At 67.5% G+C, this 25,232-nt stretch carries 30 protein-coding genes; 13 read left to right on the forward strand and 17 right to left on the reverse strand.

The window, feature by feature from the left end; translation table 11 throughout:
* Positions 1 to 4: 4 nt before the first annotated feature.
* Positions 5 to 1,528 carry an Hvo_1808 family surface protein gene (locus AC5FRV_RS17585; protein WP_493562386.1) on the reverse strand — a complete coding sequence of 508 codons (1,524 nt, stop codon included), beginning with the start codon at positions 1,526 to 1,528 and terminating at the stop codon, positions 5 to 7.
* Between the two features lie 108 nt (positions 1,529 to 1,636).
* Between AC5FRV_RS17585 and AC5FRV_RS17590 the strand changes: the two genes are divergently transcribed.
* Positions 1,637 to 2,230, forward strand: coding sequence for a cysteine hydrolase family protein (locus AC5FRV_RS17590; protein ID WP_493562387.1), 594 nt, complete (start codon positions 1,637 to 1,639; stop codon positions 2,228 to 2,230).
* The gene (locus tag AC5FRV_RS17595; RefSeq protein WP_493562388.1) at positions 2,227 to 2,577 is read left to right on the forward strand and encodes a DUF4385 family protein; all 351 of its coding nucleotides are present in this window, start codon (positions 2,227 to 2,229) and stop codon (positions 2,575 to 2,577) included. The genes AC5FRV_RS17590 and AC5FRV_RS17595 overlap by 4 nt, the downstream gene beginning before the upstream one ends.
* Here AC5FRV_RS17595 and AC5FRV_RS17600 read toward each other — a convergent pair.
* Positions 2,562 to 3,416, reverse strand: a complete 855-nt coding sequence (locus AC5FRV_RS17600) for a DUF8155 domain-containing protein (RefSeq protein ID WP_493562389.1) — start codon at positions 3,414 to 3,416, stop codon at positions 2,562 to 2,564. The two genes, AC5FRV_RS17595 and AC5FRV_RS17600, sit on opposite strands and share 16 nt — an antisense overlap.
* A gap of 193 nt (positions 3,417 to 3,609) precedes the next feature.
* Here AC5FRV_RS17600 and AC5FRV_RS17605 point away from each other — a divergent pair, with 193 nt between their 5' ends.
* On the forward strand, positions 3,610 to 4,275 hold the full coding sequence (locus tag AC5FRV_RS17605) for a lipoyl protein ligase domain-containing protein (RefSeq protein WP_493562390.1): 666 nt from the start codon (positions 3,610 to 3,612) through the stop codon (positions 4,273 to 4,275).
* A 72-nt stretch (positions 4,276 to 4,347) separates the two neighbouring features.
* Here the strand turns inward: AC5FRV_RS17605 and AC5FRV_RS17610 are convergent, their stop codons facing one another.
* Both AC5FRV_RS17610 and AC5FRV_RS17615 read right to left on the reverse strand, forming a co-directional pair.
* Positions 4,348 to 4,527, reverse strand: a complete 180-nt coding sequence (locus AC5FRV_RS17610) for a hypothetical protein (RefSeq protein ID WP_493562391.1) — start codon at positions 4,525 to 4,527, stop codon at positions 4,348 to 4,350.
* A gap of 15 nt (positions 4,528 to 4,542) precedes the next feature.
* A complete protein-coding gene (locus AC5FRV_RS17615; protein ID WP_493562392.1) occupies positions 4,543 to 4,827 on the reverse strand; it encodes a DUF7123 family protein in 285 nt (94 codons plus the stop codon).
* A 375-nt stretch (positions 4,828 to 5,202) separates the two neighbouring features.
* On the opposite strand from AC5FRV_RS17615, the gene AC5FRV_RS17620 reads away from it, so the two are divergent.
* Positions 5,203 to 6,492, forward strand: a complete 1,290-nt coding sequence (locus AC5FRV_RS17620) for a dihydroorotase (RefSeq protein WP_493562393.1) — start codon at positions 5,203 to 5,205, stop codon at positions 6,490 to 6,492.
* Between the two features lie 465 nt (positions 6,493 to 6,957).
* Here AC5FRV_RS17620 and AC5FRV_RS17625 read toward each other — a convergent pair whose 3' ends face one another.
* A complete protein-coding gene (locus AC5FRV_RS17625; RefSeq protein WP_493562394.1) occupies positions 6,958 to 7,449 on the reverse strand; it encodes a hypothetical protein in 492 nt (163 codons plus the stop codon).
* A gap of 123 nt (positions 7,450 to 7,572) precedes the next feature.
* Here AC5FRV_RS17625 and AC5FRV_RS17630 point away from each other — a divergent pair, with 123 nt between their 5' ends.
* Positions 7,573 to 8,982, forward strand: coding sequence for an LVIVD repeat-containing protein (locus AC5FRV_RS17630; RefSeq protein ID WP_493562395.1), 1,410 nt, complete (start codon positions 7,573 to 7,575; stop codon positions 8,980 to 8,982).
* A 62-nt stretch (positions 8,983 to 9,044) separates the two neighbouring features.
* Here AC5FRV_RS17630 and AC5FRV_RS17635 read toward each other — a convergent pair whose 3' ends face one another.
* From AC5FRV_RS17635 to AC5FRV_RS17650, 4 genes are all read right to left on the reverse strand, one after another.
* Positions 9,045 to 9,893 (reverse strand): DUF7504 family protein, encoded by an 849-nt coding sequence (locus AC5FRV_RS17635; RefSeq protein WP_493562396.1) that lies wholly within the window; start codon positions 9,891 to 9,893, stop codon positions 9,045 to 9,047.
* 262 nt (positions 9,894 to 10,155) lie between these two features.
* Positions 10,156 to 11,571, reverse strand: coding sequence for a ribonuclease FAU-1 family protein (locus AC5FRV_RS17640; RefSeq protein ID WP_493562397.1), 1,416 nt, complete (start codon positions 11,569 to 11,571; stop codon positions 10,156 to 10,158).
* Complete coding sequence (locus AC5FRV_RS17645; protein ID WP_493562398.1) at positions 11,568 to 11,942, reverse strand: DUF7532 family protein; 375 nt, start codon at positions 11,940 to 11,942, stop codon at positions 11,568 to 11,570. Before AC5FRV_RS17645 ends, AC5FRV_RS17640 begins: the two co-directional genes overlap by 4 nt.
* Before the next feature lie 87 nt (positions 11,943 to 12,029).
* Positions 12,030 to 12,185 carry a preprotein translocase subunit Sec61beta gene (locus tag AC5FRV_RS17650; RefSeq protein WP_089816503.1) on the reverse strand — a complete coding sequence of 52 codons (156 nt, stop codon included), beginning with the start codon at positions 12,183 to 12,185 and terminating at the stop codon, positions 12,030 to 12,032.
* A gap of 207 nt (positions 12,186 to 12,392) precedes the next feature.
* On the opposite strand from AC5FRV_RS17650, the gene AC5FRV_RS17655 reads away from it, so the two are divergent.
* A complete protein-coding gene (locus AC5FRV_RS17655; RefSeq protein ID WP_493562399.1) occupies positions 12,393 to 12,659 on the forward strand; it encodes a thioredoxin family protein in 267 nt (88 codons plus the stop codon).
* A gap of 761 nt (positions 12,660 to 13,420) precedes the next feature.
* Here AC5FRV_RS17655 and npdG read toward each other — a convergent pair.
* Positions 13,421 to 14,089 carry an NADPH-dependent F420 reductase gene (npdG, locus tag AC5FRV_RS17660; RefSeq protein ID WP_493562400.1) on the reverse strand — a complete coding sequence of 223 codons (669 nt, stop codon included), beginning with the start codon at positions 14,087 to 14,089 and terminating at the stop codon, positions 13,421 to 13,423.
* Positions 14,090 to 14,181: 92 nt separating this feature from the next.
* Here npdG and AC5FRV_RS17665 point away from each other — a divergent pair, with 92 nt between their 5' ends.
* Together AC5FRV_RS17665 and AC5FRV_RS17670 are read left to right on the forward strand one after the other, a co-directional pair.
* Positions 14,182 to 15,096 (forward strand): winged helix-turn-helix domain-containing protein, encoded by a 915-nt coding sequence (locus AC5FRV_RS17665; RefSeq protein WP_493562401.1) that lies wholly within the window; start codon positions 14,182 to 14,184, stop codon positions 15,094 to 15,096.
* A 139-nt stretch (positions 15,097 to 15,235) separates the two neighbouring features.
* Positions 15,236 to 15,460 carry a hypothetical protein gene (locus tag AC5FRV_RS17670; protein ID WP_493562402.1) on the forward strand — a complete coding sequence of 75 codons (225 nt, stop codon included), beginning with the start codon at positions 15,236 to 15,238 and terminating at the stop codon, positions 15,458 to 15,460.
* 32 nt (positions 15,461 to 15,492) lie between these two features.
* Here AC5FRV_RS17670 and AC5FRV_RS17675 read toward each other — a convergent pair whose 3' ends face one another.
* Entirely contained in the window at positions 15,493 to 16,359 is an 867-nt protein-coding gene (locus tag AC5FRV_RS17675; RefSeq protein WP_493562403.1) for a TIGR01548 family HAD-type hydrolase, read from the reverse strand.
* 673 nt (positions 16,360 to 17,032) lie between these two features.
* Positions 17,033 to 17,446 carry a UPF0146 family protein gene (locus tag AC5FRV_RS17680; protein WP_493562404.1) on the reverse strand — a complete coding sequence of 138 codons (414 nt, stop codon included), beginning with the start codon at positions 17,444 to 17,446 and terminating at the stop codon, positions 17,033 to 17,035.
* Between the two features lie 39 nt (positions 17,447 to 17,485).
* Between AC5FRV_RS17680 and AC5FRV_RS17685 the strand changes: the two genes are divergently transcribed.
* Positions 17,486 to 18,007, forward strand: coding sequence for an archaemetzincin family Zn-dependent metalloprotease (locus AC5FRV_RS17685; protein WP_493562405.1), 522 nt, complete (start codon positions 17,486 to 17,488; stop codon positions 18,005 to 18,007).
* Positions 18,008 to 18,084: 77 nt separating this feature from the next.
* Positions 18,085 to 18,291, forward strand: coding sequence for a hypothetical protein (locus tag AC5FRV_RS17690; RefSeq protein ID WP_493562406.1), 207 nt, complete (start codon positions 18,085 to 18,087; stop codon positions 18,289 to 18,291).
* Positions 18,292 to 18,379: 88 nt separating this feature from the next.
* Here AC5FRV_RS17690 and AC5FRV_RS17695 read toward each other — a convergent pair whose 3' ends face one another.
* Complete coding sequence (locus AC5FRV_RS17695) at positions 18,380 to 18,538, reverse strand: hypothetical protein (RefSeq protein WP_493562407.1); 159 nt, start codon at positions 18,536 to 18,538, stop codon at positions 18,380 to 18,382.
* Here AC5FRV_RS17695 and AC5FRV_RS17700 point away from each other — a divergent pair.
* Positions 18,532 to 18,717: a hypothetical protein gene (locus AC5FRV_RS17700; protein ID WP_493562408.1), complete on the forward strand. Its 186-nt coding sequence runs from the start codon at positions 18,532 to 18,534 to the stop codon at positions 18,715 to 18,717. The genes AC5FRV_RS17695 and AC5FRV_RS17700 overlap by 7 nt on opposite strands.
* A 298-nt stretch (positions 18,718 to 19,015) precedes the next feature.
* Here AC5FRV_RS17700 and AC5FRV_RS17705 read toward each other — a convergent pair whose 3' ends face one another.
* Positions 19,016 to 20,845: a ribosome biogenesis/translation initiation ATPase RLI gene (locus tag AC5FRV_RS17705; RefSeq protein WP_493562409.1), complete on the reverse strand. Its 1,830-nt coding sequence runs from the start codon at positions 20,843 to 20,845 to the stop codon at positions 19,016 to 19,018.
* 1 nt (position 20,846) lies between these two features.
* Complete coding sequence (locus AC5FRV_RS17710; RefSeq protein WP_493562410.1) at positions 20,847 to 21,146, reverse strand: EMC6-like membrane protein; 300 nt, start codon at positions 21,144 to 21,146, stop codon at positions 20,847 to 20,849.
* Positions 21,147 to 21,337: 191 nt separating this feature from the next.
* Between AC5FRV_RS17710 and AC5FRV_RS17715 the strand changes: the two genes are divergently transcribed.
* Entirely contained in the window at positions 21,338 to 21,607 is a 270-nt protein-coding gene (locus tag AC5FRV_RS17715) for an ArsR family transcriptional regulator (RefSeq protein ID WP_493562411.1), read from the forward strand.
* A 13-nt stretch (positions 21,608 to 21,620) separates the two neighbouring features.
* Here AC5FRV_RS17715 and AC5FRV_RS17720 read toward each other — a convergent pair whose 3' ends face one another.
* Entirely contained in the window at positions 21,621 to 22,130 is a 510-nt protein-coding gene (locus tag AC5FRV_RS17720; protein ID WP_493562412.1) for a universal stress protein, read from the reverse strand.
* 162 nt (positions 22,131 to 22,292) lie between these two features.
* On the opposite strand from AC5FRV_RS17720, the gene AC5FRV_RS17725 reads away from it, so the two are divergent.
* Positions 22,293 to 23,267, forward strand: a complete 975-nt coding sequence (locus AC5FRV_RS17725) for an aldo/keto reductase (protein WP_493562413.1) — start codon at positions 22,293 to 22,295, stop codon at positions 23,265 to 23,267.
* A 54-nt stretch (positions 23,268 to 23,321) separates the two neighbouring features.
* Here AC5FRV_RS17725 and AC5FRV_RS17730 read toward each other — a convergent pair whose 3' ends face one another.
* Positions 23,322 to 25,226: a PINc/VapC family ATPase gene (locus tag AC5FRV_RS17730; RefSeq protein WP_493562414.1), complete on the reverse strand. Its 1,905-nt coding sequence runs from the start codon at positions 25,224 to 25,226 to the stop codon at positions 23,322 to 23,324.
* Positions 25,227 to 25,232 lie beyond the last annotated feature (6 nt).

Consider the following 25,232-nt stretch of genomic DNA (forward strand, 5'->3'; position numbering starts at 1 on the left):
GTCCCTACGCATCGTGCACCTCCGAGAGCCCGTCGCGGTCGGGCGCGTTGACGACGGTCACGGTGTCCCCCTGTTGCCGGATTCGGACGGCGTCGGCGAACTGACTGTCGCGTATCCCCCAGACGTTCTGGCCCACTCGTTCGCCGCCCCAGTGCTTGACCACGGCCGTCCACGAGGAGGCGAACTCGCGGGCCTCGTCGGGACTCTCCCACTTCGTCCGCCAGACGTAGCCGAGTTCGCCGGCGCCGTTCTCGTAGACGTACATCTTCCCGCCCGCCCAGCCCGCCGCCGCGCCGACGTCGTAGTCGAAGGGGTCTCTGGAGTCGACGCTGCCGTTCTCCCGGTAGTTGATGACGTCCGTCGGCCGGACGACTGCCGCGTCCTCGTAGTCGTCGGCGAGCGTGTACGCGAGCGTGGCGACGATGGCCGACTGGCCGGGAACGGCGTAGTTCGGCCGGTTCGGCGGCTCGACGCGCTCCCAGTCGTCGCTCGACCGGTCCCGTAGTTCGACGTCGGCCGGCTCCCACTCGCTGTACCGGTCGGGATAGATGACCTCGGGCGAGCCGTGGGGTTTGTCGTCATAGGCGTCGTTCACGGCGTCCCAGCCGCCCTCGTCGTACAGCGACTGGACGAAGCCTGGCCCGTCGCTGTAGGGGAAGTACATCAGGACCTGGATGCCGAGGTGGCCGGGCGCGCTGTCGGATTGCTCGCCGGCGCCTTCACTCCCTTCCTCGCCTCCTTCCTCGTCGCCGCTTTCGGCGGCGTCCAGACACTCCCACGCCTCGCCGCAGTGGCTCGCGTACCGTCGCTCCGCGAACGACGCGTCGCCCTCGATCAGCCCGTTGCGGCCCTGGTGGGCGTCGCGGGTCCGCACCGGGTCGGCCGCAAGGTCGAAGTGCTGGTCCTGGAGGGCGTGGACGAGTTCGTGGGCCAGCGTCCCCTCGCCGTCGAGCCGGGGGGTCTCGCTCTCGGAGACGACGACGATTTCGTCGCGCGAGGGGCTGTAGTAGCCGAGCACGCTCTCGCCCCGGGCCGACTCCTGGCTCTCGATGGAGTCGTCTCGCTCGCCGACGAGGAACAGCGCCTCGAACTTCGCGTTGTCGAAGCGCGTCAGCGCCTCGCTGTGGTTTCCGCCCGACTCGTTCCGGTACTCCGTCCGGTCGATGACTGTCACCGGCACCTCCTCCTCGAACTCCAGCCCGCGGACGAGTTCCATCCGGGCCATCGACCGCGCGACGACGGCGTCGAGTTCGCTCTCGTTGTAGCCGTTCGCGGAGGTCACGGCGACGGACTCGTTGTGCCAGTAGCCGTTCTCCCAGCCGAGCCGGTCGCTCTCGGGGTCCTCGGGCACCTCGTCACCGGTGGGGATCCGGTCGTTTCCGGTGGAATCGGACGAGGAAGCGCTATCGGTCGTCGTGGGTCCGTCGCCAGGCTCGGTGCCGGAGTCGGCACCCGGCGACCCGGGGAAGCCCGGCGCCTGGCAGCCGGCGAGGACGAGCAAGAGGGCGAGCAGGACGGCGCGCAGCATTGACGGATGGTGGGGACCCACGCTCAAAAAGGGCGCGCAGTCTCTCCCGACTACTCAGTCCTCGTTCGCGGCGCAACGCTGTTTGGGGTCCGCGTCGAATCGTCGCGTATGACCCAGTTCGACCCCGACAGCACCGCCGTGGTCGTCGTCGACATGCAGAACGGCTTCTGTCACCCCGACGGCAGCCTCTACGCGCCCGGCAGCGAGGACGCCATCGAACCCTGCGTCGACCTCGTGGAGCGCGCCCGCGAGGCCGGCTCCAGCGTCGTCTTCACCCGCGACGTCCACCCGCCGGAGCAGTTCGAGGACGCCCACTACTACGACGAGTTCGAGCGCTGGGGCGAGCACGTCCTCGAAGGGTCCTGGGAGGCCGAACTGGTCGAGGAACTGGAGCCGCGAACGGACCGCGACGAGGAACTCGTCGTCGTCAAGCACACCTACGACGCCTTCTACGAGACTCAGCTAGAGGGGTGGCTCGACGCCCACGGCATCGACGACCTCCTCTTTAGCGGCACGCTCGCGAACGTCTGCGTCCTCCACACCGCCGGCAGTGCCGGTCTCCGGGACTACCGCCCGGTGCTGGTCGAGGACCCCATCGGCTACATCGAGCAAGCTCACCACGAGTACGCGCTGGACCACGCCGACTGGTTGTTCGGCGACGTGGTGGCTCTAGAGGACGTGGCGTTCGAGACCGACCGATGAACGACGTCGTCCGGGGCGACGTCGGAGAAGTCGACGACGGCCCGGAGTACGACGTGAACTTTCGCGACGAGCCCGGCCGGTACCGTCACACCCCCGACGAGCGCGGCGTCTTCAAGATCGAACCGTACAAGTCTGAACTGTTGCCGCTCTGGGCCATCACCGACCTGGCGGCGGCAACGGAAGCCACAGACGCCATCTGCGACCGGTACCGCGAGTACCGCGACGCTGGCGACTTCGTCGGCATGGACGTCGCGCTGGCCTATCGTGGCTCGCTCGACGCGGTGCGTGAGGACGACGCGTACGAGCGCCTGAATGCGGCCCACCGCGAGCGCTACGGCGAGGAGTGATCGACGACCGAGACGGTCACCGCCTCGCCCACCGTGAGGTCCACCGCCTCACCGACGAGTTTCACGCCGAAGGAGTCGCGGGCACAGAAGAGCGCGATGCCGGTCACCGGGTCGCCGTTTGCGAGAACATCGACGTCGTTCCAGTGGACGTTGCGGCCCCTCGCCGTCCCGACCTCGGTTCCCGCGACGGCAACCCGGCTGCCGTCGTCACCGAACAGCAGTCCGCCGCCGTCGTAGTGGGGAAGGCCGCCGTCGAGGACGCCGGCGTCCGAGCCAGCACCGAATCCGTTTGCCAACCCGACGAATCGCTCGCCAGGCGCCGGATGCGCGGGTTCATCGAGGCGCGCCCACGTATCGCCCGTCTCGACCACCGTCCCGGTGCCGTCCCAGGGAAGCGGTTCGACGTCGACGGCGACGGTCAGGCGCTCCGAACCGCTCGCGCGGTAGGGATCCATCCCCGAATCGCGAAACTCCAGGTGGACGTGGTTCGGAACCCACGGGGCGAAAAAGCCAGCCCGAACCAGGCGACCCAGCGGATCCCCGAACCCAACGCTGTCTCCCGGTTCAACGGTCGGCTCGACGTGGAGGATCCGGGCGACGTACTCGCCAGTGTCCACCAGCACGAGCCAGTCGTGTTCGGCGGCGTAGGCCTTCGGTGGCGCTCGCACGCGCTTCACGTCTACAACCTCGCCAGCGACTGGTGACGGTGCCGTCTCACCCTCGGGATAGAGGTCGATAGCGCGCCCGTCGTCGTGGGCGACGAACGGCGAGTTGTAGAGCGAGAACCGCCGGTACTGGTCGAGTACCTCGGCGTGGAGCGTCACCGGCGACTCGGGCATCTACCCCCCAGTCGGTCCTGGCCGGGCTTCAACCTCCCGACGCCGAGGGTTCAAGTACGAACACGGGGCCAGCCCGGACCATGTCTTGACGAGTGAGGCGGCGCGTCTGCGGGAGCGTGGACCAGCGCGTCGCGACACCGGGAGTCCACCTGCACGCCACATCTGTTTTGCCGGTCGCGCGGGAAGCCTGGGTATGCGCCTGTTCCGCGGTCGAGCGAGTGACCCCGAGACCGACCAGCGGCGCACCCGCGAGATGGTCAGCGACGCCGCCGACACCGACGAACCGGCCCTCAGAGTCTGGACGCCCCATCGCCAGGTCGTCTTCGGCCGGCGCGACCGCCGCACCGACGGCTACGAGCGGGCCAGGGAACTCGCACTACAGCGGGACTTCGTCGTCCGCGAACGCGAGGTCGGGGGCCGGGCAGTCGCATACACCGGGACGACCGTCGCCTTCGCACTGGCCGAAACCGTCGACGACCACCGGCGCGGCATCGGTGCCCGCTACGACCGCGCGCTCGACGCACTCCAGAGCGCCCTCGTCGACTGCGGCGCCGCCGTCGAACGCGGCGAACCGCCGAACTCGTTCTGTCCGGGGAGCCACTCGCTACAGATAGACGACGGCAAGGTCGCCGGCGTCGCCCAGCGCGTCCGCCAGGACGTCGCTGTCGTGGCAGGCGTGGTGGTCGTCACCGACGCCGCGGCGATTGCCGACGTTCTCGACTCCGTCTACGACGCGCTCGACGTGCCGTTCGACCCGGCGAGCGTCGGAAGTCTGACCGCGTGGACTGACGGCGAAACCACTCCGGAGAGAGTGGTCGACGCCGTCGCGAGGGCGTTCGGCGCGGAGTCCGAACGATAGAATTGCTTCGGAGGGCCGTCAGCAAGGGGGCGTGGAGGGGCCGCGAGCAATCCGCGAGAGACGAAACCGCGTTCAGTCCCGTTCGAGGGCTCGAATCGCGTTCCGTACCTCTTCGTCGGTCGCTTCGCTCCGCTCGTCCGACCGCGACGAGACGAGGCGCAGGTACTCCGCGAGGGCCGAGCGGACGCGCACGCCGAGGCCCTCGTCTCGGGCGGTGTCGACGACGGTTTCGTGGAGGGTGGACGGGGACATAGCCATTCTAGCACCTCAGGCGGACTGCGCGGTCGTTACGCGCCAGGTGGTCGCGTTCGTGTAGGACCACTTCTCGATCTCGAGAGCTGGCGCGGACTCCTGGAGACGGATCATCAGCTGTCCGATCGCCTGGGGCGACATGCCGACGTCGTCGGCGATGAACTTGCCTTTGACGTAGAGTTCACCCTGCTTTGCGGTCTCTTCGGCCAGATACGCATGCAGGCGCTCGGCCTTGGAGTCACTCTCGGCGCAGTCGGCGGGCGATTCCTCGACAGCCGCGGGGGGTGCTGTTGCGCTCATTGGCTTCGGTCTCCGGTTACACCCAGTGGATGTTATATACGCGAGTCGCTTTGCTCTATTTAGCGACGGTTCGGAACAATTAACCCGATTTCGACGATCGAATTCGTTTCATCCCCATTTTACGAGCGCCTGAGACGAGCCGAGAAACTTTACGGTTCGATTTGACACGGTCTCTCTGGTTACGTGGTACGTACGATCGACGTGCCGATACGCTACCATTCGTTTACATGATGGCCGATGAGATGCACGCTACAGGGGACGCTTGACGAGCGGCCCCCTGTGAAACTGCGTCGAGCTGTCGTGGCACGCAGACATATCACCGTCCGCAGTCGTGACTCCGAAACACGTAGGTCTGGCCGCCGAGGAGCCAACCATATGCTCATCCGGAACGCGACGCTTCCAGACGGGTCCGAGCGCGACGTCCGCGTCGAAGGCGAGACCATCGCCGCCGTCGAGTCGGCCCTCGAACCTCACGACGACGAGCGCGTCGTCGACGCGACGGACCGGCGGCTCTTCCCGGGGATGATCGACGTCCACGTCCACTTCCGCCAGCCCGGCTACTCGCACAAGGAGACGTGGGCGTCGGGCTCGCGCTCCGCTGCAGCGGGCGGCGTCACCACCGTCGTCGACCAGCCCAACACCGACCCGCCGACGATCGACGCCGACGCGGTCGCGGCGAAGGACTCCCTCGCCGGGAAATCCGTCGTCGACTACGGCATCAACGGCGGCGTCACCGAATCGTGGGACCCCGACGGCCTCCTCGACCAGCCGCTGTTCGCCCTCGGCGAGGTGTTCCTCGCCGACTCGACGGGCGACATGGGCATCGACGCCGACCTGTTCGAGGACGCGCTGGTGAGAGCCACCGAAACGGGTCGAACCGTCACGGTCCACGCCGAGGACGCGACGCTGTTTAGCGAGGAAGCCAGAGATCGCGACGACGCCGACGCCTGGAGCGCGTTCCGGACGGCCGAGGCCGAGGAAGTCGCCGTCGAACGAGCCTGCGGCGTGGCCGCCGAGCACGACGCCACCATCCACGTCGCGCACACGAGCACGCCCGAGGGCATCGATATCGCCGCCGACGCGGGGATGACCTGCGAAGTGACGCCCCACCACCTGTTCCTCTCGCGCGACGACCTGGCGGAACTCGGGACGTTCGGCCGGATGAACCCGCCGCTGCGGAGCGAGGAGCGACGCGCAGCAGTGTACGACCGGGTCGTCGACGGGACCGTCGATATGGTCGCGACGGACCACGCGCCCCACACGCGCGAGGAGAAGGACGCCTCGATCTGGGACGCGCCGTCGGGCGTCCCCGGCGTCGAGACGGCGCTCCCGCTCCTCCTCGAAGAGGCGAGGCAGGGGCACCTCTCCTACGAGCGCGTCCGCGACCTCACCGCGGCGAATCCCGCCGACGTGTTCGACCTGCCACGGAAGGGGGCTATCGAAGTGGGGAACGATGCCGACCTGGTGCTCGTCGACCCGGACGACGACCGCGAGATCCGCGGGGAGAACATGCACACGAAGGTCGACTGGACGCCGTTCGAGGGGTTCACCGGCGTGTTCCCGGAATTGACGATGGTCCGGGGCGAAATCGTCTACGAGCGGGACACTGTGAGCGGCGACGAGACGTTCACCGACCACCAGGGCGAGAACGTGCGTGAGCGGTAGAACTACTGGGTTGAGCAGTAGGGGTAGGGACGCGCACAGGAGTTACATGACAACAGCACGAAAGCCCCCTCCCGCTCGGTGGCTGCGAACCGCGCTGCGCGCGGCCTTCGGCCGTGCTTGCGGGTTGGTTCGAGAGAGCTTCGCTCTCTCGTCATCACGAAAGGCGCGCAGCGCCTTTCGAACGATCTCGCTCACCGAGCGGTCGGCCCCTTTCAGTCCACCCACTTCGGCTGGTTCGTCAGGAGAAATAGGCGGGACTGAAAGGGGCGGCTGGCTCCGGGAACCCCGGCGTAGCAAGCACCGAGCGAACGGAGTGAGCGAGGCGCGCAGCAAGCCGCGGGACCGGAGCCAGTCGGGGCTTTCCTTTGTTGTTCCCGTTCGGGGTTGCGTTCTCAGAACGACCTGCTCAACCCAGTAGTTGACTCCCTCAGCAGATAGAACGCAGAGACGCACCCTCACTCCGCCTCACTCCTCTTCGGCGCGTCCCTTCCAGGCCTTCTCCTGGGCCCGTTCGGCGACGTGGCGGTCGCCGTCGGCGAGACGCTCGCGCGCTCGCTTCTCGAAACCCTCGGCGTCGTCGAGCAGGCCGGCCTGGAACGTCTCCAGCACGTCGTAGGACCAGCGGTCGTCGAGCACGCCGCAGGGGAGAAAGTCGTCGCGGAGTTCGTCCGCCAGTTCGTCTTCACCCTGGTCGCGCAGCAACGCCTCGGCGGCGGCGAAGTGGTCCATCGCGTGACCGGTGTTGTGGTGGAAGGCGACGAGGTGGCCGTGGGCGCGGTGGAACCACTCCAGGCCGAGTTCGACGCGATGGAGGGCCTCGACGGCGGGGTCCTCGGAGTGATGGGGCTCCGCGACGCGCTGCTGGTCGTCGACTTGCGTCGGGTCCTCGGTGTGGGCGGCGTCTTCGGTGGTGGTTCGGTCGTCGGCTCGCGGTCCGTCGGTCGGATCTGACGCCATATGCACAGTAGGGCGCCGGGACACCTCTGTCTGTCGCTCGTATCACTCTAGCTATGCGTTCGTCGGCACGGTCCGCTGCAGACGAGCGCAACGTTTCTACGTTCGGACGCCCCAGTGTGGGACATGCATCGCCGGTCGTTCCTCCGGGCTGCGTGTGGAAGCGCCGTCCTCGGGAGCGTCGGGACGGCCAGCGCACACCCGAAGGGGTCCGGCGGGGGGAAGGGGACGCCGGTCTCCGAGACGCCGACGGGGCCGGACCCGCTCGGATCGCTCCGCCTCACGGGCGCCAAGGAGGCGGTCGTCCGGGACGGGACGACCGTCTTCCTGGCGACGACCGACGGGTTCGCCGTCGTCGACGCGAGCGACCCGGTCGACCCGACCGTCGTCTCCCGGACGGATTCGGTTCTCGACGACCAGGAAGACGGCCCGATGGAGGGAATCTGGGACGTGAAGGTCGATGGCGACCGTCTGCTCGTCGTCGGGCCGGCCAACGGCGGTCGCGACGCCGTCCACGCCGCCGTCGTCTACGACGTCGGTGATCCCTCCGACCCGGAACGCGTCGCCGTCCACGAGACGGAGTATCCCATCCACAACGCCTTCCTCACCGACGGCGTCGCCTACCTGACGGCCAACGACTTCGAGTCGAACTGGCTGGTGACCGTCGACGCCGACGCGGGCGACGAACTGGGCAGGTGGTCGCTGCTGGACCACGACGACGCCTGGGCGGACGTCGAACCCGTCATGCGCGTCCTCCACGACGTGTGGGTCGCCGACGGTCTCGCCTACCTGGCTCACTGGGACGCCGGCACCTGGATCCTCGACGTGTCGGACCCGGCCAGTCCCGCAGTCGTCTCGCGCGTCCGCGGTCGGCCTGTCGAGGAACTCGCCGCCGTCGAGAACGCCTCCCGGGAGGCGACGGCGCTGCCCGGCAACGACCACTTCGTCACCGTCGACGACGGAGGAACCTTGCTGGGTGTCGGCGTGGAGTCGTGGGCCGACGACGACGGCGCGAATTCGGACGATGGCCCCGGCGGCATTCACCTCTACGACGTCTCCGACCCGACCGACCCGCGCGAACGGGGTTCCATCGACCCGCCGCCGTCGCCCGACCCGACGCGCTCCGGTGTCTGGACGACGGCCCACAACTTCGAACTCGCCGACGGCCGGTGCTACTCTTCGTGGTACCAGGGCGGCGTGAAGGTCCACGACGTCTCCGAGCCGTCGACGCCGCGGGAGCTGTTTCACTGGCGCGACGGGAACCAGACGAAGTTCTGGACGGCCCAGCGGGGCGTGCCCGGCGAGTTCTTCCTCGCCAGCAGCTGGGAGTCCCCCGGTGACGAGGGCGGCGCCGGTGGGCTGTACCTCTTCCCGGATCCGACGGGGGCGGATCCGACCCGGTCGGAACAGACATCGGCGGCGTCGGGGGCGACCGACTCGGCCGACGACGGAATCGGCTCACTCGTCGGTCTCGGCGCGCTCACCGGCGCCGGCCTCGGTGCGCTGGGATTCAGCGCCTGGCGCGCTCGGCGATAGCTGCGGCTCGGTCCGTCAGTGGTCGCGCGCTAGAACGTCTGGAAGCGACTGCAGAGCTGCGGTTACTGGACGGTCCAGTCGCCGCCGTCGTCGACGACGACGCGGCTGTCGAACAGGTCGGTTACCGCCGACACCGTCTCCTCGCCGAACGGCTCCGGGTCGAAGTGGTAGTGTGCGACCGCGTCCGCCGTGGCCATCCGGTCGGTCGTCGCACGGAGGAACTCCAGCGCCTGCTCTCGGGGCGTGGTCTGCAGTAACCTGGTCACCGAATCGAAGCAGACGACGAGCTGTCGGTCGCTCGCCGCCAGCGCTCCCAGGCGCTCCGTAATCGTCGCCGCCAGCTCCGGGAGGTCGCTCGCGTCCGGGATGTACGAGAATGATTCGGGGCGCCCACTCGCCGCTTCCAGGGTGGTCGCGGCGGCCGACGACCGGGGGAAGTCCCCGAGGTTGATCGCGGCGGTGTCTGCCGGTCGTTCGTCCATGTACTGTTCCCAGGCGGAGACGCGACGATCGAACGACTGTGCGTGCAGCACTCCCAGCAGGTTCTCCTGGTCGTACGGCGCGACGGACAGGAGGTCCACGCAGGCCTCGTGGGAGTGCGAGTGCGTCGTCAGGAGGACGTTCGCCGCCCCGTCGATCGACTCGTGGATGAACGCGTCGGGCGTCGTGTCGGCGACGTAGATGTCGCCGGCGGAGGTCACCTCGACCTCGAGGCCGTCGACCGTGAACGAGACGGAAACGCCGCTCGAACCGGACACCAGCGTGTCCAGGGCGTCCGGGTCGACCACGCGTCCGAGGGGTTCCAGTTCGAGGGCGTCCCGGCCCTTCACGAACTGGACCGCCTCCAGTACTCCACCGAACGGATCCGCGTCGTCGATCCTGAAGTGGTACGTCTCTGTGTCGGCGTCCATCAGTGTGTGCTCCCCTTCGGTGTCATTGCGATGTCGGTGCGAGACCGTACCCCACTGAACAGAACATGAGGTCTCGGATATATAACTATTTACTGGATAGGTTCGCCCGGTGATGGATTTGACAGTTTTCAACGCGACCTTTCACCGACCGGTCGGCGACTCCTCGCAACCATCCGGTGACCTCGTCGGGGGAAGCTGACGAGTTTGGCGGAGGGCCAGTCGGTCGCACCGCACCGGTCGGCGGTACGGGCGCCCCTTCGGGTCACGACTCGCTCCCGTCGAGCCCATGGACGAGTGACGCCGCGACGTTCCGGGCCTTCTCCGCGAGCGCCTCGGAGACGTGGCCGGCCTCGACCGCGTCGTCGAGTTCGTCGTCGTCGACGCGCTCGACCGTCCCGTCGGCGTGTTTCACCACGTCCACGTGGAGGTCGACGTAGCGAACTTCGCCGGGGAACACCTCGACGGGAGTGCAGACGTTGACGTACGTCCCGCGGCGCTCGCCGTCCGACCCCTCGTAGGTTGTCGGGTACCACCAGCGACCCTCCGTGACCTTGGTAATGGCGACGTCACCGGCCTGCCGATCGACGCCGAGGCCGTCGTACTGGCCGCCCGGCGTCATCTCCCGCCGGAGCGTCACCGTCCCGTCCGCCTCGACCGAGTCGACGGCCGCCTCGCCGAGCGTGAACAGGCGGCCGTCGGGCTTGCCGTGGGCGATGTCGACCGCGTCGCCGGCCTGCGGGCCGAACTGGCGCGCGACCACGTCGAAGGGGAAGTCACTCTCGCCGGTGTCGACGTCCCCGTCGTCGACGAGCGCTTCGACCAGGTCGACCGCCCCCGACGCGCTGTTCGTCCCCGCCTTCGTCCGGTGGTGACCCGGCATCGTCGTCGTCACCTCGCGACGCACCTCGTCGAGCGCGAACCGGCTCTCGCGGCCGAACCACACCCACGTCGTGGCCTCGTCGGTAAAGTACCGGTGTGGCGCGACGGCGGCCTGGTCGGGCGCGTCTCCGTCGGCGAGCGCGTCGTCGACGGCCGCGGCCCGCTCGTTCAGCGTGTCGAGCGCGTCCGAGAGCGCGTCGAGGTCGGCGTCGTCACTCGCCGCGTCCCACCGCGCGCCCCAGCCCTCGCGGGGGTCCGTCGGGAGGATGTCCGCGAGCGCGGGGCCGTTGGTCGCCGCCGTGCCGCCGCGGACAAGCGTCGCCAGCGATCCCTGGACGCGCATCGTCGCGTCGAGCACCGGCCGGTCGTCGCCCCACGGCGGCGCCGGTTCGGTCACCTGAACCCGGAGGTTGTCGCCGTCGTCGACCCGTTCCGGGCTGTTCGAGTACGGCAGGAACCCCTCGCTCCCTTCGCCAAGGTCGACGACGGCGCCGCTCCCCAGCGTGTCCACGACTTCGCCGGCGAAGACGGCGCCCCGGGGCGTCGAGTCCTCCCACGCGAGCGCGTCGCGACCGAGCGACTGGAGGTCGTCGGCCACCTGCGCGACCGTCCCGGCGTCGCCGACGATGCCGACGCCCTGCCGATCGCCCGTCGTCGAGACGACGGCGTCGGCCTGTTCGGGCTGGAACTCGGCGTCGAATCGCTCGCGGATGGGCTTCGACGCCTGGACGACGCCCGGGTCGTCACGGAACAGCTCCGTCAGCGCCGTCGCGTAGATGCCACGAACCTGGACCGTCATAGGGCCTCTCGGTCGGCGGCGAAGCGCACCCGCCCGTCGACCGTCGGACCGAGACTGAGTTCGACCACGTCCCCGGAGAGGACGCGCCCGCCCTCGACGGGGACGCCCCAGGTGTCGAAGCGGAGGTACCCCCTGATGTCGTCGGCGTGGGTGAACAGGTCGAGGTAGTCGACGGTGTGCTCCTGGACGTCGCTCGAACTGTGGGCGACGTCCATGTCGGAGTAGACGGTCTCCCGGTCGGCGAAGAAGGCCTCCAGGTCGGCGGCGGCCTCGTCGGTCAGTTCGACGACGGTCTCCGAGGCGGCGTCGATCTCGTCGGTCGAGAGGCCCGCCTCGCGCAACGCTCGCTGTTCGCGCTGGGTGAAGTGCATACGGACCGTTCGGATTCGAACCGTGAAAACGGTTGTACTGTCGGCCGAACTCGCGCGACGAACCGTCGCCGCGGCGGCGCCCGCCGCTCAGAAGGTGTTCAGGATGAGGACGAGGAACCCGAACATCGCGCCGAAGGCGACGATGGTACGGGGGTCGATTCGGATGGTGTTGCGGTCTTCCGCGTCGAAGTACCGGACCAGGCCGGCACTGGACATCAGCCCGCCGCCGTCGTTGCTGCTCATGGTCCATGCTGCACTCCGCGCGGGAGTAAGCCTTTCCCTTTCGCGACCGGTCGACGGTGAAGTGGTGACGACCCCACCGCCCGTCGCCGGGAACGCCGAATAGCTGTCGGCGAACCACCAGAAGACGGACGCGCCAGTCACCAGCGTGTCGACTGCTCGGTGAAAATCCTTATCTGGTCCGCACGGTTAGCTTTGGGCGAACCAGCAATGACAGTCACGCTCAAGGACTTTTACGCAGACTGGTGTGGCCCCTGCAAGACCCAGGACCCGATCCTGGAGGACCTCGAAGAGGACTGGGGCGACGTCGAGTTCGAGAAGATCAACGTCGACGAGGAACAGGACGTCGCCAACGAGTATCAGGTGCGCTCGCTGCCCACGCTCATCGTCGAGAACGAAGACGGCATCGTCGAACGATTCGTCGGCGTCACACAACACGACGACCTCGAAACCGCGCTCGACCAGGCCAACGCGTAATCGGTTGCTTTTCGCAGTTTTCGGGCTCTCGAGCGGATGGCTTTGACGAGCTGGAGTGACGTTTTTCTCCGGTCGATAGCGATGGGTATCTCGATCAGTAGGGGTGTGTATGGAACGGGTGGTTCGTCGCTATCTCGATGGAAGATAGGAGACCGCTAACACCCAGAAAGCCCTCGGCGCGCTCCGGTCCCGCGTCCCCGCTGCGCTCCTCACTGCGTTCCGGTGCTTGCGGGGTCGGGGTTCCCGGAGCCCGCCTCGCCCTTTCAGTCCTCCGAGGCCCGCATAGCACCACAGCCCTGCCCTTCCCCTGGTCGCAAGTACCTCGCTATCGCTCGGCCACTTGCTCCCGGCCGAGCGGTTGCCGAGCGGTCAGGACGCGTGTCGCGCCGCCAGGCGCGACCGGGGAGGAGTGGGGAGTCAACCGCGAGCGCCTCTGTGGCGCGAGCGAGGCAGTCCCTGGTGGACTGAAAGGGCGAGGCGTGGTCGGCGAAGCACGGTGACGCAAGCACCGAACGAAGTGAGGCGCGTAGCGAGCCGCGCGAGTCGAGCGCGCCGAGGGCTTTCGACGTGTTGTTGGCGGTCGTGATTCCGAGTCCAGAGAGCGCGCCGAGGGCTTTCGACGTGTTTTTGTCCTCAGTCACGTCGACAATTCGAACCCCACAGATCGCTCACTACACACACTATACGCAACGTCCGTATCGTCGGTCAGCGAGTCGCGACGAGCGAGAGGAACCCCGACAACACACCAACTCGACGGCTCCTTACCGGAACTCGACGCCCAGGTCGTGCATCCCGTCGTTGTGGCGGGCGACGTTGATGAGCAGCGGCGTGACGCTCTCGACTTCGGCGGCGTTGGCGAGCGGGCCGCCGTCGAGCGGGCGGAGGCCCTCGATGTCGTCGGCGAGCCCCATCACCGTCTCCTTGGCGTCGTGGTCGTCGCCGACGACGATGGTGTCCCACTCGACGTCGGCGTCCAGGTCCGCGAGGCGGCCAGCGGCGAGGTTGTGGAAGGCGCCCACGACCGGGACGTCGTCGGGGGCGGCGCGGGCGGCCAGCGCGGTGACGCTCCCCGTACCGGGCCGATTGTAGTGGAAGCCCGCCTCGTCGCGTTTCATCCCGACGGCCGGGGAGACGAGGACGTTCCCCTCCGCCAGCGCGTCGGCGACGGCCTCGACAGTGTCGGTGAGGTGGTAGGCGGGGACTGCCGCCACGACGACGTCGGCCCGTTCGGCCGCCGAGCGGTTGTCGGTGCCGTCGACGGTTGCGTCGCCGCCGCGACTGTCGAGTTCAGCCTCGTACTCGTCGGCCTTCGCCGCCGCGCGGTCGGCGTCCCGAGAGCCGACGACGACGTCGTGGTTCGAGTCCATCGCCCAGCGCAACGCCAGTCCCTCGCCGATGTCGCCGGTGCCCCCGAGTAAGGCAATTTGCATAGCTGTTGGGTGGGCCGAGCGCCGAATAAACGTTGTTACTGGTCGCGTCGCGCCCACCAACGCTTTTGACGGCCGGGGACGACAGTCGAGCTATGAGCAGGGCCGACACCATCCTGGAGTGCGAGGACTGCGTGGCCCCCGCCGACGCCTTCGCGCTCGTCAGCGACGAGACGCGACTGTCCATCCTGGAGGCGCTCTGGCGCCTCGACGACCCGGTCCGGTTCTCCGAACTCCGGAGCGAGGTGGGCGTCCGCGACAGCGCGCAGTTCAACTACCACCTGACCAAACTGACCGACCAGTTCGTCCGCAAGGTCGACGGTGAGAACTCTGCCGGCGGGACGAGTTCCGATGCCGAACCCGCCGGCTACGAACTCCGCACCGCCGGCGAGCGTATCGTCCAGGCCATCCTCGCCGGGTCGTTCACCGAGCACCCGCGCCGCGAGATCGACATCGACGACGCGTGCACCCAGTGCGGCGCCGAACTCGCGGCCCGCTACGACGACGAGGTGCTCGCCATCGATTGCCCCGACTGCGGCCACGGCCACGGCGAGTACCCGTTCCCGCCCGGCGGGCTCCACGACCGCTCGGACGCCGAGATCCTGGAGGCGTTCGACCAGCGCGTGCGCCACCTCCACTGTCTCGCCAAGGACGGCGTCTGCCCGGAGTGCAGTGGTCGGATGAACACGACCATCGAGCGCGCGGGTGAGTGCTGCCTGGGCACCTCGCTGCGGGCCGACCACGTCTGCGAGCAGTGCAACCACCAGCTCTGCTCGGCGGTGGGCCTGGGCCTGCTGGACCACTCCGCGGTCGTCTCGTTCTACGGCGACCACGACGTCGCGCTCTCGGAGACGCCCTACTGGCGCCTCGAGTGGTGCGTCGACGACGAGTCGGTCACCGTCCTCGAGGAGAACCCCTGGAAAATCTGCATCGACATCAGCGAGAACGAGGAGACGCTCCGGGTCACCGTCGACGGCGATCTCTCCGTCGTCGACACCGAACGCGTCTGAGCCAGTCCGTCGGTACGATTTTCGCCGTTTCGTCACCGATTGTATCAGATCCGTTACTCGAACACAGTACAGTAACTCGCGCTACAAAAACATCATTCAGATTATAGTTATCCCGTCGGCGACCCGACGTTCACCTGTGATGAGGATCCCGACGCCGACCCACCTCGACCCGTCACCGTGCGAGGGAGCGGCACTCGAATGTCTCGCCTGCGGAACGGCCATCGTGGCCCTCGTCCCGCTCGCGCTGTGGGCCGTAGCTAACCCGGTCCTCGCCGCTCTGGTCGCGGCGACTGCCGTCGTCGCGCTCGTGACGCTTGCCGGGCTGGCCAGAAGCGGCAGCGTACAGTTCGACGACGAGGAATAGCGAGCGAACCCCCGACCGATTTTCCGGACTGGTCACTCCAGCAGGTCCGGCAGGTCGTTGACCGTCTCGACGACGGCGGCGGCGCCGGCCGCGCTGTACTTGCGCCGGCCGTCCTCGCCCGTCAGCCCGCCCGTCAACACCCCGACGCCGTAGTACACCCGGTCGTCGTCCGCGGCGTCGGCGTTGACCGCCGTCCGGATGTCGTCCAGCGTGTCGCCGGCGAAGGCGACTCGCTCCGCGCCGAAGCGCTCGGCGACTGTCTGGAGCGCGTGCGGGTGGGGCTTGCCCTCCTCCCAGTCGTCCATCGTGAACCGGTGCTCGTCGGCGACGGACAGGCCCACGCGGTCCATCGCGATGTCGGCCTCCGCGGCGGGTCGGCCCGTGACGACGCCGACGTCGTAGCGCTCCTGGAGCGCTTCGATGGTTTCGGGCTCGACCAGCACCGGCTCGTCGTTGACGAACCCTGCTGTCTCCAGCTCGGGCTCGCCCCCCTCCAGTTCGCGATACAGGTCGCTTCCGAGGTACAGCTGCTGGAACACGTCCCGGAGTCGTTCGGGGTCCCAGGCGTCGAAGACGGCCGCCGCGGCGTCCTCGTCGAGTGAGTCCCGAATCACCGCCTCCGCCGCGTCGAGACCGCCGCCGTGCTCGGCGATGCCGTCGGTGAACCCGTCGATATCCAGTGCCATGCCCTCCCGCGACCCGAGCAGGTACAGCGCCGCCGCGTAGGTGAGTTCCCAGTCGTCGTTGAACCCGCCCGCGTCCTTGAACTGCTGGATGGCGGCCTTCGGGATAGTCTCGCCGTACACCGACTCCAGGGACTCGACGATCGCCCGCCGGTAGGAGTCCGCCACGTCCACCAGCACGCCGTCGACGTCCAGCACGACCGCGTCTACGTTCATGTGGTGCTCGTGGTGGCGGGTCCTCATTTCGGTTCCCCTTCTGTTCTGGCTCGGTCTATTTCTAGTCTGGTCCACCCCTTCATCTGCGAGCTATCGGTACAGAAAGGGCGTGTCTGTAACGATCTGGGAATTTCTGAGTTCTGGCACAGTACCGTCACGAACACGTCGAAAGCCCTCGGCGCGCTCGCGGTCGCTCAGCGGGATACCCTCACGTCCGTTCGGGTAGGGCCCGCTGAGCGACTGCCTTCCAGCGCGAGCCCACCTCGCCCTTTCAGTCCTCCAGGGACAGCCTCGCTCGTGCGATGAAACGCACTCACGATTGAGTCCGCCACTCCTCCCCGGTCGCTCGCCGTCCGGCGAGCGACACGCGTCCTGACCGCCCCGCAACCGCTCGGCCGGGAGGCCGTCTCGTCGGCCGACCAGGGGGAGGGCAGGGCTGCGGTGCTGTGAGGCCCCTGGAGGATTGAAAGGGCGAGGCGGGGTGGAGGAAGCACGGACCCGCAAGCACCCACGGAGCGCAGCGTGGTCCGCGCGACTCCAGCCCGCCGAGGGCTTTCTGGTTGTTGCCCTCTCTGTTCCCCCCCAGCACCCGTTCTCACAGAACCATCTGATCGTTACAGAAGCAAACTGTACCGAACCTGCGGGCTCGGGTCGAGCGGGACTTCTCTCACACTCAGCCCCGGCGATCTCCCGGGACTCCCTCCATCGCGACGAACAGCGTCTCGCCCTCGGGAAGCGTCTCCCGCTGAACCGGAACCTGGGGCTGGTCGCCGCCGAGCGTGGTGAACAGGAAGTCCGCGTCGAATTCACGAGCCACGTCCCATGCCGGCCGATGGAGCTCCGGCGGGAGGTTCAGCCCGTACACGCACTCACAGTCCGCATACACAGACGAGTCGGGCTCGGTCACGTCGTCGACGACGAACTCCACCTCGTCGGGAACCGTCCGTTCGACCACGTCGGTGGCGGTCACCGCACAGCCACGTTCGGCTAGCGCTTGGGCCACGTCAGGGCGTCGACCCACGCCGACCTCGACGAGTCGGTCGTACTTCTTCAATCGGCCGACGAGGGCCTCACGTGCGGTGGTCATGGCGGGATGTTTATGCCACACCCATGCATATGCGTTCCTATGCACGTCGATATCGTGCCGGTGGGTGACGTCCCCGCGACGGTCAAGCGCGAGGCCTCGGACGGCCTGCGTTCCGTCTACGACTGCGATGTCTCCATGCACGAGCCCCGTTCTATCCCCGCCGGTGCGCACGACGAATCCCGGGACCAGTACCGGGCCGAGGAATTCATCGACCTGGCACAGCGGGTGGGCAAGGGCGACAAGAACATCGCCATCACCGGCAAGGACCTGTACTACCGCCGGCGCAACTACGTCTTCGGCCTCGCGTACCTCTCGGGCAGCGGCAGCGTCATCTCCACCTACCGCCTCCAGACCTCATCCGACGGCGGCTTCTCCAACCGCTCGGCGAGCGACATCTTCGCCGACCGCGTCCGGAAGGAAGTGGTCCACGAGATCGGCCACACCATCGGCCTCGAACACTGCGACAACAAGCGCTGCGTGATGAACTTCTCACCGACCGTCCGGGAGGTAGACGTCAAGGAACCGTCGCTGTGTGGCTCCTGCCAGCGCGACGTTATCTGATTCTCGCCGCGTCCGTTCGGATGCCAAATCTATTAGGCATCAACGGTATCCACTGTGTGCCTCTATACCAAGGTGCGATGAGTGAAAGTCAATCCACAACCAGGGTCGACGAACTGAGCGACATCTTCGTATCAGTGACGGGGGACGACTCGGTGACGGAGGCCCAGGAGGAGGTCCACAGCGACCGCGAACTCCCCGCTGACGAGGCAGTCGACGTCGACGACGGCCTCGAGGACGCGGTCGCTGGCGCAGAGACGGGCAGCACCTCGGACCCGGCCGCCTGAGAACGCTTTTTCGAGTCTGTTTTCGACGCGACGATGGCCCGCCAGCCGCGGGTCCCCAACGCGATCGCGACCATACGACCGCCAGTGGTCAGTCCTCGACCACCGACAGTTCGAGCGTGTGGCCCGACTCCGTGCCGTGCATCTCGACGGTCTCGTACGGATTCTCACCGTCCGCCGGGCTCACGACCGTCGCGAACTCGCAGTCGGTACACTCGATCCGCATCGTCGGTGGGTTGTCGGATGACATTGGTGGCTGTGGATACCGTCGTGAACTGTGGGACGTTCGTTGCCTTCTCACGGGTCGTGCCGGTGGTGGCCCCGCTGGTCGACCGCGACCGATCCGGGAGCGTCTCCATCTACAACGTGTCACTCCACGCTAATAATGGCGTCCATCGGGCCGACGTCTGCCGGTTCTGGGTGCTGTAACGGTCGCCGCTACTTCGCTCAGACCAGCCTCCCTCACGGGTCGCTACGCTCCCCGTTCGTGTTAAGATGGCCTCGCTACGCTCGCCCCATCCTCGCCTCGCGTGTCGCTCCCTGCGGTCGCTCCCGCTCGGCATTTAGCTGGTCTTCGCTTCGCTCAGACCAGCCTACGGCTCACGGCTCGTTGCACTCGCCGTTCGCCAGTAAGTTGGCGCTCATTACGTTCGCGCCAACCTACCTCACGGGTCACTTCGTTCCCCGTTCGGTTTCAAGATGCCCCCTCGCTTCACTCGGCGGCATCCTATGGCGCGTAGTAATACTCTCCATCCCGCTTTTGCTGCCGGTCCAGCTGCGACCCGGGCTTGTTGATACGCGGCCGGGAGGTCCGCTCGTCGCGCCTGAAGGTCACGTCCAGGTTCGCGAGGAACTCGTTCATCCCTTCGCGCATCCCCACGGGGGGACTGGCCTGACCGTGGTGGGCGGGCTCGCCGTCGAAGACGAGCAGGCGGTCCGACAGCAGGTCGATCATGTAGATGTCGTGGTCGATGACCATCGCCGTGGCGTCGTGGTTCTCGGCGTAGCGGCGGATGGCCGAGGTCGCCAGGACGCGCTGCTCGACGTCGAGGTGGGCCGACGGCTCGTCCAGGAGGTAGAGGTCGGCGTCCTTCGACAGGCAGGCGGCGATGGCGACGCGCTGGCGTTCCCCGCCGGAGAGGTCGTCGAGGTTCTGCTCCATGATGGCGCTGAGCTGGAGGGGCTGGGAGATCTCGGTGTTCCAGTACGACGAGCCGAAGTCGTCCGTGATGGATGCCAGGAACGCGTCGACGCGCATCGGCTGGTCGATCTCGATGTACTGGGGCTTGTAGGCGATGTCGAGTTCCGTGTCGATCTCGCCCTCGTCGGGTTCGAGACGGCCGGCGAGCATCTTGGCGAACGTCGACTTCCCGATGCCGTTCGGGCCGACGACGCCCAGCACCTCGCTCTCGCGGATGTCGCCGCCCTCGACCTCCAGCGAGAACTCGCCCTCGCCGTAGGACTTGACGAGGTCGGGGTACTCGATGACGACGTCACCGGTCGAGGTCGAGCGCGGAGCGTGCTCCTCGAACTCGATCTCCGTCTGCCGGATCCGCATGTTCTCGTTGTCGAGGTAGCCGCCGAGGTACTCGTTGATGCCGCCCTTCGTCGACTTCGGGCTGGTGATGATACCGTAGGCGCCGGGCTCACCGTAGGCGACGTGGAGCGCGTCGGTCAGGAGGTCCAGAATCGCCAGGTCGTGCTCGACGACCAGCATCGAGCGGTCCTCCTCCTCGGCGAGTTCCTGGATGAGCTGTGCGGCGGTCATCCGCTGGCCGATGTCGAGGTACGGCGTTATCTCGTCGAGGAAGTAGAAGTCTGCGTCGCGGGCCAGCGTGGCGACGAGGGCGACGCGCTGCAACTCGCCGCCGGAGAGGTTGTCGATGTGGTTGTCCAGCACCGGCTCGATACCGACCCGCTCGACCAGGTCGTCGAGCGCGCCGCGCTCGTCGGTCGCTTCGAGCAGGTCCCGCGTCGGGCCGTCGAACTGGTCGGGGATCTGGTCGACGTACTGGGGCTTGCGCGCGACGGTGACGTCGCCCTCGCGCAGGTCCTCCAGGTAGTTCTGGAGCTCCGTCCCGCGGTAGCGGTCGAGCACCTCGTCCCACGAGGGCTCCTCGCCGTACTTCCCCAGATTGGGGGCCAACTCGTCGGCGAGGATGTGGACGGCGGTCGTCTTCCCGATGCCGTTCGGACCGAGGATGCCTGTAACGCGCCCTTCCTGGGGCGCGGGCAGACCGTACAGCGCGAAGGAGTTCTCGCCGAAGCGGTGGACCGGCTCGTCGTTCAGTTCCTGCGGGAGGTTGATGATCTCGATGGCGTCGAAGGGGCACTTCTCGACGCAGATCCCACAGGACTCGCCAAGACAGATCTCTTCGGAGATGCGGACCTGGTCGGGGCTCCCCTCGAATTCCTCGCCCTCCTCGTACGTGTCGCCGCGCTTGACGATGCACTCCTTGCCCGTCCGGTTGGGCGGGCAGAAGTTCATGCACTCGTAGTTACAGCGGTCGGGCTGGCACCTGTCCAGGTCCACGACCGCGATGCTGTCGTCCGCCATCTTAGAGTGCAGACGCCAGGAGGATGCCCCACGAGACGAACCACAGCGCGAAGGTCATGAACGCGACGTAGACCTTGTCCTTCGTCCCGAGGCCGTCGTATTCGATCCCGAGCACGTGCAGGATGGGGAACTGGACGAGGATCGCGATCACGAGGACCCCGATGCCGATCTGGCTCTTCGGGTCACCCCCGGCGACCGCGTTGGACGCGACGCCAGCCGCGAGCCCCGCCACCGCGGCTATCGTCGTGACCGTGAGCCCGCGCATGTGCGCGCTCATCTCGTCGACCGTTTCCGTAGCCATGGTGGTGTCTCGGCTACGAGGCACCAAAAGCCGCCCGATCCGTGCGAGCGCTGTCGACCCCGTCGAACACTCCCATCGTCGTAGAAACCTGCACCCTCCCCGACGACCCGACCCCACGATCACCCACTCGCGACGGGTTCACCGGCCTGACTCCTCAATCTTTATGGAGCCTGCGCCTCTCCGACCAGATGATGACTGATTCCGACGGGGAGGCCATCGCAGACCTTCCACCGAGCGCGAAGCTCGTCTACAAGGTTCTGGAGTACGACGGCCCGCTCACCCAGAAGGGCATCGTCGAGGAGTCGATGCTCTCGGCCCGGACCGTTCGCTACGCCCTCGAACGCCTCGACGAGGTCGGCGTGATCGAGGAGGACGTCTACTTCGCCGACGCCCGACAGAACCTCTACGAGATCGTCGAACCCGACGAGGCCGAACAGGCCGACGCCGCGGTTTCGGACTGATCTCCCGGCTCTCTCAGACCGCTTCTTCTACTTTGACGCCCCCGCAGCTGTTGCACTTGGGTATCTCGGTCTCGGTGTAGTAGCGTTCGCCACACGACGCACACACGAACGTGGGGGCGCCGGCGACGTCGTCACCGGTGATGGTCACCGGGAGGTCCGCGCCGAGCGTCACCGCCTGGCTGACGCTGCCGAACAGGAGCGCGCCGACTCGCGACCGCTTTCGGCCGCCCATGACGATGGCATCGGCGCGTAAATCCTCGGCCGCGGCGAGGATTTCGTCGACTGGGTCGCCCGCCGCGCTCTCGCGTCGGACGGCGATTTCCTGGTCCTCGAGTATCTCCTTGACTCGCTTACCTGCGGTGAGTTGCGTCGGCGTCGTGTCGTCGGCGCGCTCGTCGTCGTCGAAGACGTGCAAGAGTACCACTTCCACGCTCTCGGCCGCGTCGGGAAGCGTCGTCACGGCACGGGCCTGAGAGGCCGCCCGTTCCTCGTTCGTGTCGATGGGCACCAGTACGCGGTACATACGACACGTTGGCGTGTGACACACTTCGTTATACAGCGGGGTCGCGAGAGTAACGTGTGGTTAGCGACTCAGGCGGGTCACGCTACGTCCTCGCCCGCCGCCGCGCTGGCCGCCGCCACGGAGTGTGGTACGTTTACGGGACAGCCGGTGCAAGTGTAGCCCATGGAAACGACTCCGCTCGGAGCGACCGGTGAACAGGTCAGTGCGCTGTGTCTCGGAACGATGTACTTCGGCTCCAGCGTCGACCGCGAGACCTCGTTCGACATCCTCGACCGCTACTACGAGGCCGGCGGTCGCTTCCTCGACACCGCGAACATCTACGCGACGTGGGTCGACGGCTACGACGAGCCCGAGAGCGAGCCCCTCGTCGGCGAGTGGCTCGACGACCGCGGCGTCCGCGAGGAGATGACCGTCGCCACCAAGGTCGGCTTCGGCTACGGCGACGTCGATCGGGAACTCGACCCCGAGACGGTCCACCAGGAGGTCGACCGCAGTCGCGAGCGCCTCGGCATCGAGACCATCGACCTCCTCTACGCACACGTGGACGACCCCGACACACCCCAGACCGACGTGATGGGCACGTTCGCCGACGTCGTCGACGACGGCGCCGTCCGCCACCTCGGCGCGAGCAACTTCCCCGCCTGGCGTATCGCCCGCGCCAACCGCATCGCTGCCGAACGAGACTGGCCGCGCTTCGAGTGCGTCCAGCCCCGCTTCTCCTACCTGATCCCCGACCGCGACGCTGACTTCGACGCCCAGCTCCCGACGACGGACGAACTCGTCGACTACTGCGCCCAGGCCGACCTGAGCGTCCTCCCGTACTCGCCGACGCTCCAGGGGTGCTACGGCCGCGACGACCGCTCGATTCCGGAGGGCTACGTCCGCACCGAGAACCGCCTGAAGATGCGGCTCGTCTCGGAACTCGCAGAACGGAAGGGCGTGAACGGCAACGCTGTCGCCCTGGCCTGGATGGTCGGGCGCGACCAGCCGACGGTCCCCGTCGTCGGCTGTAGCTCGGTCGACCAGTTCGAAGAGAACCTCGCCGCGCTGGACGTTTCCTTCACCGACGAAGAGCAGCGCCGCCTCGACGCTATCGAGCGCTACGGCTTCGACGAGTGGGACCTGCGCGAGGCGTAGGACCGAAAAACGAGACCGGCCGGAATTTCTGATAGGACGGCTGCGTTTCGGTCGCTAGGACGGAACCACAGTAATCGTCTTCCCGCGGTCGATGGCCTGCTCCATCTCCTCAGCGATGGCGCTGCCCCGGGAGATCTGGATCTCGCCGCCGCGGGACACCGTCGCGGTGAAGAGGTACTCGCCGTCGGCCTGGACCTCGACGGTGTCGCCCGAATGCCCGTCCATCGGGACGACGACGTGGCGGGAGGTGATCTCCGGGGTGACGATTTCGCCGGGCTGGCCGGTGGCTGCACCGCCGCCACCACCACCCGAGTTTCCGCCTGCGGAGGCGGGCTTCTCGGAGAGCGTGCGGACGTCGATGTCGATGCCGAGGCGGTTCTCGACGTCGGTGATGCGGCCGCCGCCCTTGCCGATGACCTGGGAGATGTCGTTCTCCTCGACCCAGACGACGGCGGTGTCGGGGCTCTTGAGGTCCACTTCGACGTGGCCGTGGGCGATGGAACGGATCTCCCGTTCGATCTCCTGTTTGGCGATGCGGTCGACGCCCGAATCTTTGCCGGGCCCGCTGTCGCCGTTCGCGTTCTCGCCGAGCGGGACGGTGACGACCTGGCGGTTGAACGTGTAGATCTCGTAGGCGGGCTGGCCGGTCTCGAAGTCGCGGATGAGGATGACGGGCCTGGCCAGGTCTTCCTCCATCAGGCCCTCGGGGACCTTGACTTCCGTCGTCACGTCGTAGACGGTGTGGACCTGGCCGTCCTCGATGTAGATGACCGTGTCGACGACCTGCGGGATCAGACCGAGTTCGACGCGGCCGATGAGGCGCTGGAGCGCGTCGATGGCGCGCGTCGCGTGGACGACGCCGACCATCCCGACGCCGGCCAGTCGCATGTCCGAGAACACCTCGAAGTCGTCGGTCTTCCGGACCTCGTCGTAGATGGTGTAGTCGGGCCGGACCATCAGCAGGGAGTCGGCGGTCTTGGCCATCGAGCCGCCCAGCGCGGTGTACTGGGTAATCTCCGGGCCGACCTGGAGGTCCCGTGGCTTCTCCATCGTCTTGACGGCGTAGTCGGCCTCGGTGAGGAACTCGGCGACGGCCTGGGCGAACGTGGACTTCCCGGCGCCGGGTGCCCCGGAGATGAGGACGCCGCGCTGGTGGTCGGTGAGCCGCTCGCGCAGTTCCTCGGCGTGTTCGTAGTCGTCCATGTCCGTCTTGACGATCGGACGGACGGCGGTGATCTCCGTCGCGTCGGAGAACGGCGGCCGGGCGACGGCGATACGGAAGTCGCGGAACTGGACGATGGTCATCCCCGGTTCGTCGAGTTCGACGAATCCCTCGGGGCTGGCGCGAGCGCCGTCCTCGATGTCGGCGACGTACTCCTTGATCTCCGCCTCCGTGACGACGTCGTCGCGGATGGTCTGGTAGTGCATGTCGCCGATGGAGCCGCGCTTGGCCATCGGTTTGGCGCCGACTTTGAGGTGGAGACTCATCGTCCCCTCGTCGAAGAAGTTCTCTATCTGCAGGCGCTCGACGTCGCGACCGCGGGGTTCGACGTACTCGACGGTGATGCCCTTCGAGCGAGCGACCTGTGCTTGCACGTCGTCACTCGTGAACAGCGTCGCGTCCTCCTCCTGTGCGACGTCGCGGATGAGCGCGTCTATCTCGCCCTCGCCGGCGTCGCGCTTCTCCAGCGCGTCCGGTCGGCGACCGACGTACTCGACGTCGATCTCGCCGTCGTCGTCCAGGTCGACCAGCCGCTGGAGCTCTTCGAGCCCCTCCCAGCCGGTCTCGCGGCCGTCGTTGGCCTGCGATTCGAGTTCGCCGACGACCGCCTCCGGGATGATGACGGTCGCGCCGGCGAAGCCCTTACCGCTCGCCGTCGACTCCGCGTCCGCGTCGGCGTCGATCTGCTCGGACACGCGGCCGTCGATGACCACGCTCGTGTCCGGAACGATGTTCATACCTTA

The sequence above is a fragment of the Halomicrobium sp. HArcel3 genome, from assembly GCF_058933135.1.

What these genes read in the sequence shown, in the direction of transcription:
- AC5FRV_RS17585 (WP_493562386.1), bottom strand. Translation starts at nt 1,528, where the DNA reads ATGCTGCGCGCCGTCCTGCTCGCCCTCTTGCTCGTCCTCGCCGGCTGC.
- AC5FRV_RS17590 (WP_493562387.1), top strand. Translation starts at nt 1,637, where the DNA reads ATGACCCAGTTCGACCCCGACAGCACCGCCGTGGTCGTCGTCGACATG.
- AC5FRV_RS17595 (WP_493562388.1), top strand. Translation starts at nt 2,227, where the DNA reads ATGAACGACGTCGTCCGGGGCGACGTCGGAGAAGTCGACGACGGCCCG.
- AC5FRV_RS17600 (WP_493562389.1), bottom strand. Translation starts at nt 3,416, where the DNA reads ATGCCCGAGTCGCCGGTGACGCTCCACGCCGAGGTACTCGACCAGTAC.
- AC5FRV_RS17605 (WP_493562390.1), top strand. Translation starts at nt 3,610, where the DNA reads ATGCGCCTGTTCCGCGGTCGAGCGAGTGACCCCGAGACCGACCAGCGG.
- AC5FRV_RS17610 (WP_493562391.1), bottom strand. Translation starts at nt 4,527, where the DNA reads ATGTCCCCGTCCACCCTCCACGAAACCGTCGTCGACACCGCCCGAGAC.
- AC5FRV_RS17615 (WP_493562392.1), bottom strand. Translation starts at nt 4,827, where the DNA reads ATGAGCGCAACAGCACCCCCCGCGGCTGTCGAGGAATCGCCCGCCGAC.
- AC5FRV_RS17620 (WP_493562393.1), top strand. Translation starts at nt 5,203, where the DNA reads ATGCTCATCCGGAACGCGACGCTTCCAGACGGGTCCGAGCGCGACGTC.
- AC5FRV_RS17625 (WP_493562394.1), bottom strand. Translation starts at nt 7,449, where the DNA reads ATGGCGTCAGATCCGACCGACGGACCGCGAGCCGACGACCGAACCACC.
- AC5FRV_RS17630 (WP_493562395.1), top strand. Translation starts at nt 7,573, where the DNA reads ATGCATCGCCGGTCGTTCCTCCGGGCTGCGTGTGGAAGCGCCGTCCTC.
- AC5FRV_RS17635 (WP_493562396.1), bottom strand. Translation starts at nt 9,893, where the DNA reads ATGGACGCCGACACAGAGACGTACCACTTCAGGATCGACGACGCGGAT.
- AC5FRV_RS17640 (WP_493562397.1), bottom strand. Translation starts at nt 11,571, where the DNA reads ATGACGGTCCAGGTTCGTGGCATCTACGCGACGGCGCTGACGGAGCTG.
- AC5FRV_RS17645 (WP_493562398.1), bottom strand. Translation starts at nt 11,942, where the DNA reads ATGCACTTCACCCAGCGCGAACAGCGAGCGTTGCGCGAGGCGGGCCTC.
- AC5FRV_RS17650 (WP_089816503.1), bottom strand. Translation starts at nt 12,185, where the DNA reads ATGAGCAGCAACGACGGCGGCGGGCTGATGTCCAGTGCCGGCCTGGTC.
- AC5FRV_RS17655 (WP_493562399.1), top strand. Translation starts at nt 12,393, where the DNA reads ATGACAGTCACGCTCAAGGACTTTTACGCAGACTGGTGTGGCCCCTGC.
- npdG (WP_493562400.1), bottom strand. Translation starts at nt 14,089, where the DNA reads ATGCAAATTGCCTTACTCGGGGGCACCGGCGACATCGGCGAGGGACTG.
- AC5FRV_RS17665 (WP_493562401.1), top strand. Translation starts at nt 14,182, where the DNA reads ATGAGCAGGGCCGACACCATCCTGGAGTGCGAGGACTGCGTGGCCCCC.
- AC5FRV_RS17670 (WP_493562402.1), top strand. Translation starts at nt 15,236, where the DNA reads ATGAGGATCCCGACGCCGACCCACCTCGACCCGTCACCGTGCGAGGGA.
- AC5FRV_RS17675 (WP_493562403.1), bottom strand. Translation starts at nt 16,359, where the DNA reads ATGAACGTAGACGCGGTCGTGCTGGACGTCGACGGCGTGCTGGTGGAC.
- AC5FRV_RS17680 (WP_493562404.1), bottom strand. Translation starts at nt 17,446, where the DNA reads ATGACCACCGCACGTGAGGCCCTCGTCGGCCGATTGAAGAAGTACGAC.
- AC5FRV_RS17685 (WP_493562405.1), top strand. Translation starts at nt 17,486, where the DNA reads ATGCACGTCGATATCGTGCCGGTGGGTGACGTCCCCGCGACGGTCAAG.
- AC5FRV_RS17690 (WP_493562406.1), top strand. Translation starts at nt 18,085, where the DNA reads ATGAGTGAAAGTCAATCCACAACCAGGGTCGACGAACTGAGCGACATC.
- AC5FRV_RS17700 (WP_493562408.1), top strand. Translation starts at nt 18,532, where the DNA reads ATGACATTGGTGGCTGTGGATACCGTCGTGAACTGTGGGACGTTCGTT.
- AC5FRV_RS17695 (WP_493562407.1), bottom strand. Translation starts at nt 18,538, where the DNA reads ATGTCATCCGACAACCCACCGACGATGCGGATCGAGTGTACCGACTGC.
- AC5FRV_RS17705 (WP_493562409.1), bottom strand. Translation starts at nt 20,845, where the DNA reads ATGGCGGACGACAGCATCGCGGTCGTGGACCTGGACAGGTGCCAGCCC.
- AC5FRV_RS17710 (WP_493562410.1), bottom strand. Translation starts at nt 21,146, where the DNA reads ATGGCTACGGAAACGGTCGACGAGATGAGCGCGCACATGCGCGGGCTC.
- AC5FRV_RS17715 (WP_493562411.1), top strand. Translation starts at nt 21,338, where the DNA reads ATGACTGATTCCGACGGGGAGGCCATCGCAGACCTTCCACCGAGCGCG.
- AC5FRV_RS17720 (WP_493562412.1), bottom strand. Translation starts at nt 22,130, where the DNA reads ATGTACCGCGTACTGGTGCCCATCGACACGAACGAGGAACGGGCGGCC.
- AC5FRV_RS17725 (WP_493562413.1), top strand. Translation starts at nt 22,293, where the DNA reads ATGGAAACGACTCCGCTCGGAGCGACCGGTGAACAGGTCAGTGCGCTG.
- AC5FRV_RS17730 (WP_493562414.1), bottom strand. Translation starts at nt 25,226, where the DNA reads ATGAACATCGTTCCGGACACGAGCGTGGTCATCGACGGCCGCGTGTCC.